This window comes from Streptomyces sp. SCSIO 30461, from assembly GCF_037023745.1.
Classification (GTDB): domain Bacteria; phylum Actinomycetota; class Actinomycetes; order Streptomycetales; family Streptomycetaceae; genus Streptomyces.
Map to the genome: position 1 here is coordinate 4,708,435 of NZ_CP146101.1, position 14,722 is coordinate 4,723,156.

Annotated in this window: 13 protein-coding genes and 2 pseudogenes; 11 read left to right on the forward strand and 4 right to left on the reverse strand. The window is 68.9% G+C overall.

All coding sequences use genetic code 11. The annotated features are described in order from the left end of the window. From V1460_RS20950 to V1460_RS20985, 8 genes and pseudogenes are all read left to right on the forward strand, one after another. A complete protein-coding gene (locus tag V1460_RS20950; protein WP_338675177.1) occupies nt 1-960 on the forward strand; it encodes a D-2-hydroxyacid dehydrogenase family protein in 960 nt (319 codons plus the stop codon). A gap of 51 nt (nt 961-1,011) precedes the next feature. Next, nucleotides 1,012-2,364, forward strand: coding sequence for an LLM class flavin-dependent oxidoreductase (locus V1460_RS20955; RefSeq protein ID WP_338675178.1), 1,353 nt, complete (start codon nt 1,012-1,014; stop codon nt 2,362-2,364). Further along, nucleotides 2,361-2,858: a flavin reductase family protein gene (locus tag V1460_RS20960; protein WP_338675179.1), complete on the forward strand. Its 498-nt coding sequence runs from the start codon at nt 2,361-2,363 to the stop codon at nt 2,856-2,858. The genes V1460_RS20955 and V1460_RS20960 overlap by 4 nt, the downstream gene beginning before the upstream one ends. A gap of 3 nt (nt 2,859-2,861) precedes the next feature. Continuing rightward, nucleotides 2,862-4,094, forward strand: coding sequence for a hypothetical protein (locus V1460_RS20965; protein ID WP_338675180.1), 1,233 nt, complete (start codon nt 2,862-2,864; stop codon nt 4,092-4,094). Between the two features lie 78 nt (nt 4,095-4,172). Next, complete coding sequence (locus V1460_RS20970) at nt 4,173-5,429, forward strand: ATP-grasp domain-containing protein (protein ID WP_338675181.1); 1,257 nt, start codon at nt 4,173-4,175, stop codon at nt 5,427-5,429. A 101-nt stretch (nt 5,430-5,530) separates the two neighbouring features. Next, nucleotides 5,531-5,863, forward strand: a pseudogene (locus V1460_RS20975) (transposase); the annotation flags it as partial. A gap of 161 nt (nt 5,864-6,024) precedes the next feature. Continuing rightward, nucleotides 6,025-6,696, forward strand: coding sequence for a zinc-binding dehydrogenase (locus V1460_RS20980; protein WP_338678137.1), 672 nt, complete (start codon nt 6,025-6,027; stop codon nt 6,694-6,696). Nucleotides 6,697-7,116: 420 nt separating this feature from the next. Next, entirely contained in the window at nt 7,117-7,827 is a 711-nt protein-coding gene (locus V1460_RS20985; protein WP_338675182.1) for a type 1 glutamine amidotransferase domain-containing protein, read from the forward strand. A gap of 418 nt (nt 7,828-8,245) precedes the next feature. Here the strand turns inward: V1460_RS20985 and V1460_RS20995 are convergent, their stop codons facing one another. After that, a complete protein-coding gene (locus V1460_RS20995; protein WP_338675184.1) occupies nt 8,246-8,899 on the reverse strand; it encodes a hypothetical protein in 654 nt (217 codons plus the stop codon). A 156-nt stretch (nt 8,900-9,055) separates the two neighbouring features. Next, nucleotides 9,056-9,512, reverse strand: a pseudogene (locus tag V1460_RS21000) (DNA-binding response regulator); the annotation flags it as partial. Nucleotides 9,513-9,640: 128 nt separating this feature from the next. Here V1460_RS21000 and V1460_RS21005 point away from each other — a divergent pair. The 3 genes from V1460_RS21005 (at nt 9,641) to V1460_RS21015 (ending at nt 12,762) form a co-directional block, all read left to right on the forward strand. After that, nucleotides 9,641-10,363 (forward strand): serine hydrolase, encoded by a 723-nt coding sequence (locus tag V1460_RS21005; protein WP_338675185.1) that lies wholly within the window; start codon nt 9,641-9,643, stop codon nt 10,361-10,363. Nucleotides 10,364-10,369: 6 nt separating this feature from the next. Continuing rightward, nucleotides 10,370-10,618 carry a sigma-70 family RNA polymerase sigma factor gene (locus V1460_RS21010; protein ID WP_338675186.1) on the forward strand — a complete coding sequence of 83 codons (249 nt, stop codon included), beginning with the start codon at nt 10,370-10,372 and terminating at the stop codon, nt 10,616-10,618. 245 nt (nt 10,619-10,863) lie between these two features. Then, nucleotides 10,864-12,762, forward strand: coding sequence for an MDR family MFS transporter (locus V1460_RS21015; protein ID WP_338675187.1), 1,899 nt, complete (start codon nt 10,864-10,866; stop codon nt 12,760-12,762). A 110-nt stretch (nt 12,763-12,872) separates the two neighbouring features. Here the strand turns inward: V1460_RS21015 and V1460_RS21020 are convergent, their stop codons facing one another. Further along, nucleotides 12,873-14,249 (reverse strand): NF041680 family putative transposase, encoded by a 1,377-nt coding sequence (locus V1460_RS21020; RefSeq protein ID WP_338675188.1) that lies wholly within the window; start codon nt 14,247-14,249, stop codon nt 12,873-12,875. Beyond that, a complete protein-coding gene (locus V1460_RS21025; protein ID WP_338675189.1) occupies nt 14,227-14,634 on the reverse strand; it encodes a hypothetical protein in 408 nt (135 codons plus the stop codon). Before V1460_RS21025 ends, V1460_RS21020 begins: the two co-directional genes overlap by 23 nt. Nucleotides 14,635-14,722: the final 88 nt, after the last annotated feature.

Consider the following 14,722-nt stretch of genomic DNA (forward strand, 5'->3'; position numbering starts at 1 on the left):
ATGCGGCTTCGCTGCGCCGTGCTCGACGACTTCCAGAACATCGCCACCACCGTGGCCGACTGGAGCCCCGTCCAGGAACGTGTGGAGGTCGTCAGCTTCACCGAGCACTTTGCCACCGAGAACGAACTGGCCTTCGCACTTGAGAACTTCGACATGGTGGTGACCCTGCGAGAGCGCGTGCCGTTCCGCGCTTCCCTGCTCGACCAGCTTCCCCGGCTCAAGCTGCTCATCGCCTCTGGCATGCGCAACTCGGTGATCGACTACGTGGCCGCCGAGCGCAACGGGGTGATCGTGTGCGGTACGGCAAGCACGTCGACCCCACCGGTCGAGCTGACGTGGGCGCTGCTACTCAGCCTCGCCCGCGGCATCGTCACCGAGAATGACGCGCTGCGCGCAAACGGCCCCTGGCAGTCCACGGTCGGTGCCGACCTGCACGGTCGGCGTCTCGGCCTGCTCGGCCTGGGGAAGATCGGCAGCCGGGTGGCTCAGGTGGGCCTCGCCTTCGGCATGGAGGTGGTGGCGTGGAGCCAGAACCTCACCAAGGAACGCGCGGAGGAGGTCGGCGTCCAGTTGGCTGCCTCCAAGGAGGATCTCCTTGCCACCAGCGACTTCGTCTCCGTCCACCTCGTCCTGAGCGACCGGACCCGCGGGCTGCTCGGAGTGCCAGAGCTGGCCCTGCTCAAGTCGACCGCCTACCTGGTGAACACCTCGCGGGCGGCCCTTGTCGACCAGGACGCCCTGCTTGCTGTGCTGCAGGAGGGGCGGATCGCCGGAGCCGGAGTTGACGTCTTCGACGTCGAGCCCCTGCCCGCCGCCCATCCCATGCGCACCGCGCCCCGGCTCTTGGCCACCCCCCACCTCGGCTACGTCTCGCAGAGCAACTACCGCACCTATTACGGCCAGGCCGTCGAGGACATCCAGGCGTTCCTGGCCGGTGCTCCCGTACGGCGCCTCGGCTGACCTCGGCCCTGGCCGAACTTTCCCCGTCCCACGCCCATTGGAGAACCACCGGTGAGCCCGCACCGCCGCATGATGAAGCTCGGCGCCTTCCTTCCCGCGCCGGGGCACCACGTCGCCGCCTGGCGGCACCCCAACGCCCGTCCCGACGGCGGACTCGACTTCGACTACTACCGCTCATTGGTACAGACCGCCGAACGCGGCAAGTTCGACATGATTTTCCTGTCCGACGGAGCCGGAGTGCGTACCAAGTACAAGGACGCCGACGAGCTGAGCCGTCAGGGCCGGATGGTGCACTTCGAGCCCCTGACACTGCTCTCCGCGCTCGCTGTACACACCGAGCGCATCGGTCTTACGGCGACTGCATCCACGACTTACAACGAACCGTTCACTGTTGCCCGCCAGTTCGCCTCGCTCGACCACCTCAGCGCGGGCCGCTCCGGCTGGAATGTCGTCACCTCGGCGACCGACGCCGAGGCACGCAACTTCAACCTGGACAAGCAGCCAGAGCACGCCGCTCGCTACCACCGCGCCCGTGAGTTCATGGAGGTCGTCACCGGCCTGTGGGACAGCTGGGAGGACGACGCTTTCCTCTACGACAAGGAGTCGGGCCGGTTCTTCGACCCGGACAAGCTCCACATCCTCGGGCACAGGGGCGAGCACTTCTCAGTACAGGGACCGCTCAACGTAGCTCGTCCGCCCCAGGGACATCCGGTGATCGTGCAGGCCGGCTCCTCGCCGGACGGCCAGGATTTCGCCGCCCGCTGGGCGGAGGTCGTCTTCACGGTGCAGCAGACTCTGGACCAGGCGCAGACCTACTACCGCGGGCTGAAGAAGCAGATAGCCGACTACGGCCGCAACCCGGACGACGTGAAGATCCTGCCAGGTGCGTTCATCGTCGTGGGCCGCACGCAGGCGGAGGCCGAGGACAAGTACGCCACCCTCCAGTCGCTGGTCGACCCAGTTGTCGGCCTCGGAATGCTCGCGTACCAGCTAGGCATGATCGACATCTCCGGGTACCCGCTCGACGGTCCACTGCCCGAACTGCCCGCCGTCGAGGGCAGCACCAGCAAACAGCAGGTGATCTACGAGCAGGCCAGGAGACAGGGCCTGACCATCCGTGAGCTGTATCTCGCCGTCGCGGCCGGGCGGGGGCACCGCTTCCTGCTCGGCACGGCCGAGTCGATTGCCGACGAGCTGGAGGACTGGTTCGTCAACGAGGCTGCCGACGGCTTCAACATCATGCCCGACTTCCACCCCGACGGTCTGGACGCCATCGTCGACCTGCTTGTCCCCGAACTGCAGCGCCGCGGGCTCGTACGCACTGAGTACGAGGGCACCACGCTCCGGGAGAACCTCGGGCTGCCGCGGCCTGCCTTCCCGTCCGAGCCGGGAACGAAGACGTGACCGTCGACGCATCGGCGCTGAGGTCCGTCCTGCGTTCGCACGCCTCGGGGGTCGCAGTACTCACTGCCTCTGGGGCGAACGGCCCGGTAGGAGTGACCGTCACGTCGCTCAACTCCGTCAGCGCCACACCGGCACTGATCTCCGTCTCGCTCGCCGAGGTTTCGAACACCTTGGCCCAGATCAAGGACTGCGACCGGTTCGGCGTACAGCTGCTCGGCGCGCACCAGGCGGACGTGGCCCAACGGTTCGCGATGTCCGGCATCGATCGGTTCGCACCGCCCACCGGCTGGCACCACGGCGCCCACGGAGTGCCGCTTCTTGACGACTGCCTGAGCTGGCTGGTCTGTTCTCGATACCACCAGGTCAGGCTCGGTGACCACCACCTGCTGGTGGGTGCCGTCGATCACGTGGAGCGCGGGATGCCGGGCGCCAGCCTGGTGCATCTGCACGGGAACCTGCAGCCGGTCACAGCCCTCACGCCAGCAAGGACCTGAAGCATGCCCAAAATTCTGTTGCTCTCTCGCCAGCCGCTCGTCACGCGCCCTCTGCAGGAGTGGCTGGACCGCACTGCGGACGACATCGTCCTGGTCACGACTCCCAAGGCGGTCGTCGGTTCGGAGAGTGCCCTGGCCGCGTGCTTTCCACAGCACAAGCTTGTTGACGACTACCACTCCTGGTCCACGGAGCAGGCCGCCGAGGAAGCAGCCCGCGAGCACGGGGTGGACCTCGTTGCGAGCACGAGTGAGAGCGATGTACTGCGGGCCGCCCGGCTGCGGGCCCGCCTGGGTTTGCCGGGACAGGACGTCGCGTCCGCGACTGCGTATCGGGACAAGGTGGTGATGAAGCAGCTGGCGCGCGCGGCCAGCGTCCGCGTCCCCGCGTTCGCCCCGGTCGACAACCCGCAGGATCTGCTCGACTTCATCGAGGCCGAAGGCTATCCCGCCGTGGTCAAGCCGCGCTCCGGGGCGGGAGCCGAGGGCGTGGCGATCCTGCGCGCCGCCGCAGACGTGACCGCCTTCCTCGGTCGTGAGCGGACATCGGACGTGCCCTATCTGCCGGGCCAGTGGATGGTCGAGAGCTATGTGACCGGCGATTTCTTCCACGTCGACGGCATCATGCAGAACGGTCGGATCGTCTACGCCTGGCCAGGGCAGTACAGCGGAGGCCTGGCGGAGCGGATCCGTGACCAGCTGCATGTGGGGAGTGTCCTCCTCGCGCCAGAGGATGAGCGCACTGCAGTCATGATGCGGATGGCCAAGGATGTCATTGCGAGCCTGCCCGCGGCCGCGTTGCCCCTCGCCTTCCACCTCGAGGCATGGATCGGCCAGGACGGCGTACCGGTGCTGTGCGAGATCGCCAGCCGTGCGGGCGGATCCCTGATCGGCGAGCAATTCGAGCGCGCCTTCGGCATTCACTTGGCGCGGGAAGGGCTTCGGGCGCAGTGCGGCTTGGCTCTCGCCCAGACCGCCCAGCCTGCGGCCCCCTTGGTTGCCGTTGGCTGGGTGCTCCTCCCGCCTGGGCACGGCACCTTCGTACCACCAGCCCAGCCCTGCCCGGTTCCCGGGACGGAGGTCACGCTGCTGCGGGAACCCGGGGCGCATTGCGAGGGTGTGGAGCACGTAGGGGACGGGGCTGCCAGCGTTTTCGTCCAGGCCGATACCGCCGAGGCGGTCCGCAAGCTCCTTGCCGAAGCCATGGAGTGGTGGCACGAGAACACCGTCTGGCGCTAGCGCCAGACCGGCGCCTCGCGTCGAGTGGACGTCAGCCCGCTTCCCTTCCCCCTTCACAACCAGAGAGGACAAGCAGCCTTGTCTGAGCACGTTCTGATCGTCGGCCCAGGCCGCGACTTTCCCGCCCGTATCCGCCGTGCTCAGCCCGGCACCCGAACCACGGTGATCTGCCAGCTGGACTACATTGGCAAGGTTCGCACCCCCGGCGAGAACGCCCGGGTTATCGGCGTGCGCAGCGATGCACCCGAGCAGGAGTGGATCGACTTGGCCGCAGCGGTGCACGCACTGCACCCCTTCACTCGGATTGGCACCTTCGGTGAACGGGACCAGGACCACTACGCAGTGATCGCTGAGGCCCTGGGCTTGTCCGCCCACAGCCCGGTCACGGTATCTCTGGTCCACGACAAGGAAGCCATGAGGGTCCGTCTGCGCGAGGCAGGGGTCGACTCCACCAACAGCACCCGAGCTGCCGATCTTGACGAGCTGCACACCTTCGTAAAGCAGTACGGCCTGCCCTGTGTGGTTAAGCCGATCTCCAGCTCGGGCAGTGCCGGCGTCACCAAGGTGATGCACGAGAGCGAGCTGGCCGACGCCTTCGCAAGGGCCGGCGGCAGCTATCTCGGACTGTCGAACACGGGTGTCTTGGCCGAGGAGTTCCTTGATGGCCCGCAATTCAGCGTCGAGGCCTTCTCCGAGCTGGGCGAGCACCAAGTGGTGGTCATCACCCGCAAGTTCTCAGAGCCGGAGACCTTCGTTGAACTCGGCCATGTGTCTCCCGCAGAGCTACCCGCAGACTTGTGTGAGGAGATCCACGCCTACGTGGGCGGCGTACTCGACGCACTGGGGGTGGAATTCGGCCCCACCCACACAGAGGTTGTCCTTGGTGAAGAGGGCCCTCGTCTGATCGAGACCCATGTCCGCATGGGCGGAGACCAGATCCCGGCTCTGACCCTCGACGCGACCGGCGTCGATGTGGACGACTGCACGGCCCGCCAGACACTGGGGGAGAAGGTCTTGCCGGGTATCCGCGCCACCCTCGCCGAGGACCGTCCGGCACATAGCTCGGCCATCTGGTTCGCTTCGCTCGACGCCACCGGAGTGCTCGACGGCGTGTCCGGCCTCGATGAGGCCCGGGTACTCCCGGGCGTGAGCGAGATCGCTGTTCTGGCGCGCCAAGGTGCGGAGGTTGGCAGGCTCGAGACATCAGAATCACGAGTGGCATACGCACGTGCGCTTGGAAAGACTGCCGACGAGGCAGTGACCGCCGCGCGGGCGGCTGTGGAATGCCTTGAATTCCGGCTGAAGGTTCCCCATTGGCGTGGCGTGACGGTGTGAGAGTGCGGTTCGCGCCGTGATGCCGGGTTTGGTGTCGCTCGATGGGGTGACGTTGGAGCATGTCTGCCGGTCAGGCGTTCGGGGTTCGCTTGGGTGGCCGGATGAGTGACCGCAAGCCGTACCCGAGTGATCTCACCGACGAACAGTGGCAGTTGGTCGAGCCCGTGATCAGTGCCTGGAAGGCCGAGCACCCCTCGGCCACCGGTCACCAGGGTAGATACGCGATGCGGGAGATCGTCAACGCGATCCTCTACCAGAACCGCACCGGCTGTCAGTGGCAGTACCTGCCGCACGATCTGCCGCCGAAGAGCGCGACGTACTACTACTTCGCCGCCTGGCGCGAGGACGGCACCGACCAGACCGTTCACGACCTCCTGCGCTGGCATCTGCGCGAGAGCCGGAAGCGATTAGCCGACCCGAGCCTGGTGGTCCTGGGCTGAAGCTTCCCCTTGATCGTGCAATGCCGCGTAGTTAAGGGGTGGTGAGGGGGCGTCAAGGGGGGCGATGAGCTGGGAAGAAGGGGCGGGGCCCGTGCTGTTTCAGGGATCGACCAAGATCTTCCTGAGAGCCGAGGCCCCGCGTGTCCCAGTCTGTCATGGTGGGCGGTCCGCCCGACGTCGACGTGTTCGCTCCCGGCCATCTCGGCGAGTTGACACAGGTCCTCCCAGTTGAGCTCATCGACGCAGTCCTCGACGAAACTCGGTCGCTGCAGCGACGGTTGCGTAGCCTTCCGTCTCGAGTCGGGGTGTACTTCGTCCTGACCCTGGGCCTGTTCGAGCACTTGGGAGCACGTCTGGTCTGGACGAAACTGATCGGCACCGCCAGCGCCCCCAAGCACGCGTTCGTCCGCTCCCTCGGCGCGGACGAAGTGATCGACTACCGCACCACCGACTTCCGCGACGCCGTCCGGGACGTCGACATGGTCCTCGACCCCCTCTCCGGCGACACCCGCAGCCGCTCCCTCGACGTGCTGCGCCCCGGCGGCGTTCTCGTCTCCCTCCTGCCAGCCACGGACGCCGACGAGGAGGCGAGGGCCGCAGCCCGCAAGATCCGCGTGGAGACCCTCCTGGTCGAGGCCGACCACGCCGGCATGAACACCATCGCGGACCTCGCCGAATCCGGCACCCTGCGCGCCCACATAGAAGCCACCTTCCCCCTCGCCGAGGCGGCGAGGGCGCACGCCCTGGGTGAGACAGACCGGACCACCGGCAAGATCGTCCTCTCCGTGGACGCGGCAGCACGACCCTCCGAACTGCCGGGCGGGTGATGGCCCACTGGCGCGCGGTAGCGGAGAGCGCCGGGCGTCGAGGAGTCCCGGAGCAACCGCCTGCCGTGACACTCGGCGCCGAGGTCGCGGACTTGGCGGACTCGTCCGAGTCGATGTGCCCGGCCCTGAAGGGAGGCGCGAGTGAAATCGTCGACCGCATCGCGCTCAGGATCAGCCGTGGCCTGGAGAGAGTCTGCCGTCGGCAGAGAGGCCCGCGACGTCGCACCGGCCCGTACGAGATGCGGCTCGGCGCAAGCGACGCCATGATCAGGACGCATCGCAGTCCACCCCGCTCGACGCCGTCGCAACTGCAACCCCGCCGGCTTCTGCGCCTTTGGAAGGTCCACGCCCCACGCCGGATCCGGGCGTGGACATGCCCACCCGAAACTTCGACCACGTCACCCGAGTAAAGGGCGTGTCATGAAAGTTCTGATTGTTCTCACCTCCCACGACGAACTGGGGGACACCGGCCGCAAGACCGGGTTCTGGCTGGAGGAACTTGCGGCACCGTACTACCGCTTCAAGCAGGCGGGCGCGCAGATCGTGCTCTCCTCGCCCCAGGGCGGCAGGCCACCGCTGGACCCCAAGAGCAACGAGCCCGACTTCCAGACCGACCAGACCCGGCGCTTCGAGGCCGACCCCGAGGCGACCCGGGCACTGGCCAACACTGTGCGCCTTGACTCGATCTCGGTCAGCGACTTCGATGCCGTCTTCTATCCCGGCGGGCACGGGCCACTCTGGGACCTGGCCGAGGACACCGTCTCTGCGCGGCTGATCGAAACGGCGCTCCGTTCCGGCAAGCCGGTCGGACTGGTGTGCCACGCGCCCGGCGTACTGCGACACACCGTCAACGATGACGGAACCGCGCTGGTCTCGGGCAGGAAGGTCACCGGATTCACCAACTCCGAGGAGGAAGCCGTCCAGCTCAGCAACATCGTCCCCTTTCTGGTCGAGGACGAACTCACCAGGCTCGGAGGGGTCTACTCCAAGACCGACGACTGGCAGCCCTATGTCGTGCAGGACGGTCTGCTGATCACCGGGCAGAACCCCGCTTCCTCGGCTTCCGCGGCTGACGCCCTGATGGAACTGGCCGGCAAGGGCGAGGGTGAGCGCGCACCCCGTGGCGTGTGAGGCATGCAGTGCCGACCCTGCGGGGCGTCAGCGCCGGGAGACGGTAGGGACGCAGGCGGCTGAGCTGTTCGGGCAGAAGACCAGCCTACGGAAGTGGCACGGCCGCTGCGGGTGAGCCGGAAGCCGGCCTGTCAGTGGCACCGGACGTGGATGGGTGCGGTACGGCGGCGGTGGCCCCGGCCGGGTCATTGATGCTGTTGGTCAATTCCGGGGTCCGTGCGTCACATCGGCCTTCGAGATCTGGTTGTGGTCTTGAAGGCCGACGTTGTCGTATGGGGTGGGTGCGGATGTCGTTGCAGCAGAAGGGGTCTGGGGAGATTCCGGCGGAGACGGTGCGGGTGGCGCGGGCCGCGTTCCCGAAGGGGAGTCTGACGATCCGGCTGGTCGGCGAGGATGTCCAGATTGGTCCGCACGCTCATCAGCGGGGTGCGCAGTTCGTGTGAGGCCGCGGCCGAGAAGGAGCGGGCCGTGGCGAGTCCTTCGGCGGTACGAGCGGCCTGCTCGTCATATCGGGGCAACACCGTCTGGAGGGTGCGGGCCAGGTCGTCCACCTCGGCGAGCCCGGTCGGGGCATGCTCCAGCCGGGTCGAAGTGGAGCGCGGGTCGAGCCCGCTGGTGCGCTGCTGCAGGTGCCGCAGCGGCCGGTGGCCCGGGCGGCCACGGCCCTGGCGAGGAGGCCCGCCAGGGGCGCGGTCACCCCGGCGACGGTGAGGACACGGGTGCGGACGACCCCGAGTTGTTCCTCGCTCGTCGTATCGGGAGGGAACGGCCACAGCGTGCCGTCCACTCCGTTGCGCCGTCCGGTGATCCGCACCGACAGGGCCCGCCAGCCGGTGTCCCCGTCCCGCACCGTGATCGGCTCGGGGGCGTCGTCGGGAAGCGGTACGGACACGTCGGGCTGCGGTCCGCCCCAGGCGGTCCCGTCGGGTCCGATCAGCCGGACGCCCACATCGAGTGCGGCGTTGTACAGACCGCGCTCCCGCGCGCGCTCTACTGCCGGAGCGCGGTCCGTCACCACCGCCCGGAGCAGTCCGCGGGTGTTCCCGGCGACGACGGCGGCCCGTTCGCGCAACTGTGCGTCCTGCTGGGTGTGCGGATCCGGCCGCCACCAGTTGGACGAGCAGCCAACCGGCGCCCAGGACCAGAAGAGGGACGGTGATCCCCACCACGAGGGCGATCCGTGTGGAGAGCTTCATGTGCGTGGACGGCCTCAGGCGGGCAGCGAGCCTCACCGGCCTGCCGCCCCGGGGCCCGCGTCACGGGTGGTGCCTCCGTCGTCGCGCAGGACGAAACCGACTCCCCGGACGGTGTGGATGGAGCCGGGGCCAGCCGTCGGCCTCCAACTTACGGCGCAGGTAGCTGACGAAGGTATCCACCACGCCCGTCCGGACGTCGAAGTCGTACCCCCCACACCCGGTCCAGCGACTGGTCCCGGGTGAGGACCACGCCCGCGTTGCGGGCCAGTGTCCTCGGCAGCTCGAATCCCGCCGGGTCAACGGCAGCAAGAAGCCGCCCAGTTGAGCCTCGCGGGCCGTGAGGTCGATGGTGAGGGATCCGGCCCGCAACCGACCGGAGCTCTCCGGTGGTCGCCGGCGCAGCAGGGCCCGCAACCGTAGCAGCAGTTCCTGGAGTGCGAAGAGCTTGACGAGGTAGTCGTCGGCACCGACCTGGAGCCCCGCGATCCGTACCAGGCCGGGTCCGGCCCGGCGGGCAGTGCCGTCCCGACCGCCGCGCTGCCGCAAAGAGGCCGACGGCCAGGACCGGGCCGGTGCGGCGAAGGGCGAACCGTCCACGCGGGAGCAGCTCATAACTCATGGCGGTCCTGGCGGAGGCGACGGACGCGACGACTGCCGGCACCGCGGGCCACGTCGCCGCAGCAGTCATGGGCCTGACAACGGGACGGAGCGCAGCGGCCGGCGACGGCCACGCATTCACCACGGCCGGCATCGTCAAGGTCGACATCCTCGCAGCACTGCTCCTGACAGCCCAGGACGGGGATCGCGCGCTCACCGGCCAGAAGCGCCGGCAGGCCGCGGCGATGATCCATATGAGCGACAACGCGTCGGCGACCGCCCTGTGGGACGCCGTCGGAGGGGCGGACGGCCTGGCGCAGGCGAACCGGCGGCTGGGACTGCCGGAGACGACGCCCGGTTCCGACGGGCTGTGGGGCCTGCCCCAGACCACCGCGGCCGATCAGCTCCATCTGCCGCGGGCCGTCTTCGCCGACGACTCACCGCTCTCCTCGGCCTCCCGCGACTATGCGCAGCAGCTCATGGGCGGCATCGCCGCAGACCAGGACTGGGGCATATCGGCCGCGGCCGACGACGCCTCCGCCGCCCGGCTGAAGAACGGCTGGCTGTCCAGGAGCGAGACCGGGCTCTGGGTGATCAACAGCATCGGTGTGGTCGAGAAGGACGGCAACCGGTTCCTCGTGGCCGTCCTCAGCGACGACCAGCCCAGCCGAGCGGCCGGGATCTCCCTCGTCGAGACCGTAGCGGTGCGAGCCGTGTCCCTGCTCGCACCGGACAACCCTTAGCAAGGCATGGTCGGCTCGCCCCACCCCGCGGACGATCTTGCTCAGGAGATGTGGACCGCGGTGGTGCGAGGCCTGCCGCACCTGCGGAAGCCGGAGCGGTTCACCCCGTGGCTGTTCACCATCGCCCGGCGCAGGGTCACCGACCACCTGCGCCAGGCGTACAGGGCTCAGGCCCCCTGGAGGAAGCCGGGTCGCGGCGCGCAGGAGGTGCTCGGTGGGGCCTTCGTCTCCCCGGCGGCGGACGAAGGGAGGTAGGGCTGGGGCACCGTGTCGTCCACGGTCAGGGCTTTGTTCTCGCGTGGGTACGGCCACGTGGCGTCGGTGGCCATCCGTCCTGACCAGCGGCTCTGGCCGCCGCCGCGGCAAGTCGAGCAGCGTGTCGCCACAGATCGCCCGCAGTCCGCCCACCACAATCGGTTCGACCTTTCGAGAGTGACGATCGTGGTGGGGCATTGGGAGTCTTCGAATCCGGGAAACGGCACACGCGGCAGCCGCGTCCAGTGCGGACAACCATGGGAGTGCTCCAACTCGGGATGCTCGTGGCCGCCTTCGACCAGACGGCTCTCGGTGTCGCCCTGCCCAACCTCGTGGCCGACCTCGGACACGTGCACGACCTGGTATGGGTGGTGGGGGTCAACCTGCTGGCCGCCACTGTCTCCGCCCCGCTCTGGGGCAAGTTCGGCGACATGTACGGCAGGCGGCGGGCACTTCAGGCCGACCTTCTCATCCTGCTGGTGGGCTGCGTCCTGGCAGGCGCCGCCCAGAGCATGACCCAACTCATCGCCTTCCGGGCCGTCCAGGGCCTCGGCAGCGGCGGACTGGTGGTGCTCTCGCTGGCCATGGTCAGCGATCTGGTGCCGCCGGACGATCGCGGGCGCCGGCAGGGTTCCCTGAACGCGGTGTTCGCCATCGGCACGGGGCTGGCCCCGCTGGCGGGAGGCCTCCTCGCGCAGTACGCCTCCTGGCGCTGGATCTTCTACGGCACCGCCGCCCTCAGCGCCCTCGCGTTCGCCGCCAGCAGCATTGCCCTGCGTGTGCCCGCACCGCACGCGGTGCGCCGCGGCTTCGACTACATCGGCCTGGGGCTCCTCGCCGCCCTCAGTACCTGCCTGCTGCTGAGCCTCTCCCCGGGGGGGCTGTCCTGGAAGGCCTGGCAGGTGATCGCGTACCTCGTGCTCGCCGTCATGTTCGGTGGGTTGTTCCTGGCCCGCGAGCGCAGGGCGCCGCATCCCTTGCTGCCACCCAGGCTGTTCGAAAGCAGTGTCTTCACGCTCCTGGCCGCGGTCGCGTTCCTCACGGGCGCCGCGATGGCCGCGACGTCCGTCTACCTCCCGCTGTTCCTCCAGATCGCCATGGGCGCCAGCCCCTTCGGTACGGGCCTGATCATGGTGTGGCTGGTCGTCGGGATCACCGCGGGATCGCTGGCGAGCGGGGAACTGGTCAGCCGGACCGGACGCTACAAGCCGTACCTGATCGCCGGCGCCGGCCTGACCTCCGCCGGTCTCGTACTGAGCCACCTGCTGGACGCGCGGAGCAGCGGTTGGACGGTCGTCGGCACGCTCCTCGTCTTCGGTGTCGGCTTCGGTCTCACGGCTCCGATCCTCACCCTGGCCGTGCAGAACGCGGTGGGGTACGAGGACTTGGGCGTGTCCGTGTCCGGCATCAGCTACTTCCGGTCCCTGGGCGGGACACTCGGCGTCGCCGTCGTGGGCGCGGTGTTCGCCACCCGGTTGGGGCACAACCTCGCGGGGGAGGAGGACATGCGCGATCTCGACATCGCCGCCCTCCGCGCCGTTCCGACCCTGCTGGACGCGTACACGCTGTCCATCAGGGAGACGTACCTGGGGTCCGTCGGCCTGGCGCTCATCGCCTTCACACTGTCGTGGTTCCTGCGGGAGATCCCGCTCCAGCCCGGTGCCACTCCCCCGGAGATCACCGCCCCGCTCCGCACCGCACCGGTCCCCCGCACGTCCGTCGAGGAGATGGAGCGCATCCTCTCGGCGGCCGGCAACCGGCAGGCACTGCGCAGCCTCTTCACCCGGATCGCCGAGACCGCCGACGTCCGGCTGCCGCCCCATGCCTGCTGGCTGCTCATCACGGCGCTCCATGAGGAGCCCTTGGACCTGCGAGGGCTCGAACAGCACAGCGTGGTCGACGCGAGCATCATCGGCAACGCCGTGGAGGCGCTCGAAGCCCGCGCTCTCGCCAGGGTCTCCGGCACCACCCTGGTCCTGACGGGAGAGGGCCGTGAGATCGCCAAACAGCTGACGGCCGCGCGCCGACGCATACTGCGCGATGTCGTCGGCATCTGGGCCACAGAGGGACATGCAACCGTCGATGCCCTCCTGGAGCAGCTCGACAAGGCGCTGACCGGCCAGGACGGCCTCCCTCCGAGGTGACACGCAGCGCTGCCGCGTCGCCGGGCCGGGCTCGCCTCAGCGGGCACCCCCGGCTCTGCACCGTCAGGGGACCTGCGGCCACGGACCGACGGGATCCCTGAGCTTGTTTTTTATGGTTTGCGAGCTTTGAGTTGATTACGTTCGGTGATGGTCTCGGGGCGTCTGGTCGTTTTGCCCACGTCATATCGGGTGGCGGGCCGCCGGTTCTTCGAGCCAAGTGGGCGTCCTGGTCCTGGAGTTGAAGGTTTGGGTGCACGGGCCGGGCAGTGCAGGTGGGGGCGGATGTTCCTGAACCCGCGGCGGACGCGGGCCGGGGTGAGACGGCCGGGTTCGGCCGGTTTCTCCCAGGGGCGGCGGAGGTCGGCGGCGGCTTCGCGGGTGAGCCGGAGCTGGGTGTGGGCGGCGATGACGATCCATGTCCACCGGTCCGCCGCCTCGGGAGTGCGGAGTCTGGGACGCGTCCAGCCGAGCGTCTGCTTTTCGAAGCGGAAGGTGTGTTCCAAATCGAAGCGGCGAAGGAATCCTCGCCAGCGCAGGTCGACGTCTTCGCTGGTCATCCCGGTCTTGGAGGACCACAGCCAGAGGGGCAGCGGCTCGCGGTCACCGGGCAGATGGTCCACCTGGAGGCGGATCAGGGTGCCTTCGATGATGGGGAGTTCGCCGTCGTGGGCGATCCACGCACTGCGGGTGGTGAGGCGGGGGTGGATGCGGTCCCAGGCCATCGCCTGTGCGGTGCCGTAGCGGTCGGTGACCTGCACGGTTTCGGCGTCCGGGTCACCCCAGGTGTCGGGCTTGGCGAAGCGGAACTCCTTGCCGTGCTTGGGATAGCGGCCGCCCAAGGGGTGGGCCAGGTCCCACTCCTTGCGGGAGGGCGCCGGGCGGCGCATCACCCGGTCCGAACGCATCCTTCCGAGCACCTCGATGGGGAGGCCGTCGAGGAGGTAGGCCATGCGTGGGGCGTCGTAGCCGGCGTCGAAGACGACCAGGACGTCGGGGTCTCCGTCTTCCCACTGGCCGCCGTCGATCAGGTCGGTGACGACGCGGCGGACCTGGACCGCGGTGACCTCAGCGACGTCGTCGTCAGGGCCGAGCCGGACCGCGTCCAGCAGCTGGCACCACGAGGTGCGTCCCGTTTCCAGCGCGGCGACGAACGAGTACGGCCAGCCGGGGATGAACTGGTCCGAGGAGCGTCCCGAGCGGCCGTAGACGTGGCAGAACAGGCGGTCCGGGCTGGTCGGCGCGTCGGGCCGCAGCCACGCGGAGACATCGACGGCCAGGACCAGACGGTTGTCGGCGGCCTTGGGCTGCGGCAGCATCGCCAGGGCCTTGCGCAGCCTGGCCACGTCGATGCGGCCCTGGCTGAGCGCGTCGTACATCGCGCCGTGCCCGCGCCGGTGCTCGGCCAACAGCGTCAGGTCGACCGGCGAGGTCTCGACGATCGCGGCGAGTAGGTCGCGGACGGGCTCAGGGATGTCGGTGGTGGTCACTGGCCGGCCTCCGTCCTGCAGGTAAAGGAGCAGATGACCCGTAGTCCGGTGGTGTCGAGGGTGAGCGTGCGGCCGGTGGTCCGGCGGATGAATCCGGCGGCGACGAGTCGGCGGCCGGAACGGCCCGCGTGGGGCGGACCGTCCCGGCCTGGTTCGTCACCGGGCACCCCCGGCGGGGCGCCCGGAACGGGCAGGGGCTGGCGAGGAGATCGGTGATCTCCCGCATGCGGGCCTTCAGCTCAAGAGCCTCGGCGACCATCTCGACGACCAGGTTGTGGAAGTCGCCCAGGGCGGGGCCGCGGAGCCCGGCGGCGATGTTCGCGGCGTGGTAGGCGTTGAACTGGCCGATCATGCGGTCGGCGGCGGCACTGATGATGGTGGTCATCGGGCACCACCGGCGAACGCGGCGATCACGTAAGTGCGGCAGCCACGTCTGCACGCGCGGCAAGGCACGATGTGCCCAAGAGGACGCG

What these genes read in the sequence shown, in the direction of transcription:
- V1460_RS20980 (WP_338678137.1), top strand. Translation starts at nt 6,025, where the DNA reads ATGGTGGGCGGTCCGCCCGACGTCGACGTGTTCGCTCCCGGCCATCTC.
- V1460_RS21025 (WP_338675189.1), bottom strand. Translation starts at nt 14,634, where the DNA reads ATGACCACCATCATCAGTGCCGCCGCCGACCGCATGATCGGCCAGTTC.
- V1460_RS21005 (WP_338675185.1), top strand. Translation starts at nt 9,641, where the DNA reads ATGGCGGTCCTGGCGGAGGCGACGGACGCGACGACTGCCGGCACCGCG.
- V1460_RS20965 (WP_338675180.1), top strand. Translation starts at nt 2,862, where the DNA reads ATGCCCAAAATTCTGTTGCTCTCTCGCCAGCCGCTCGTCACGCGCCCT.
- V1460_RS20950 (WP_338675177.1), top strand. Translation starts at nt 1, where the DNA reads ATGCGGCTTCGCTGCGCCGTGCTCGACGACTTCCAGAACATCGCCACC.
- V1460_RS20985 (WP_338675182.1), top strand. Translation starts at nt 7,117, where the DNA reads ATGAAAGTTCTGATTGTTCTCACCTCCCACGACGAACTGGGGGACACC.
- V1460_RS21010 (WP_338675186.1), top strand. Translation starts at nt 10,370, where the DNA reads ATGGTCGGCTCGCCCCACCCCGCGGACGATCTTGCTCAGGAGATGTGG.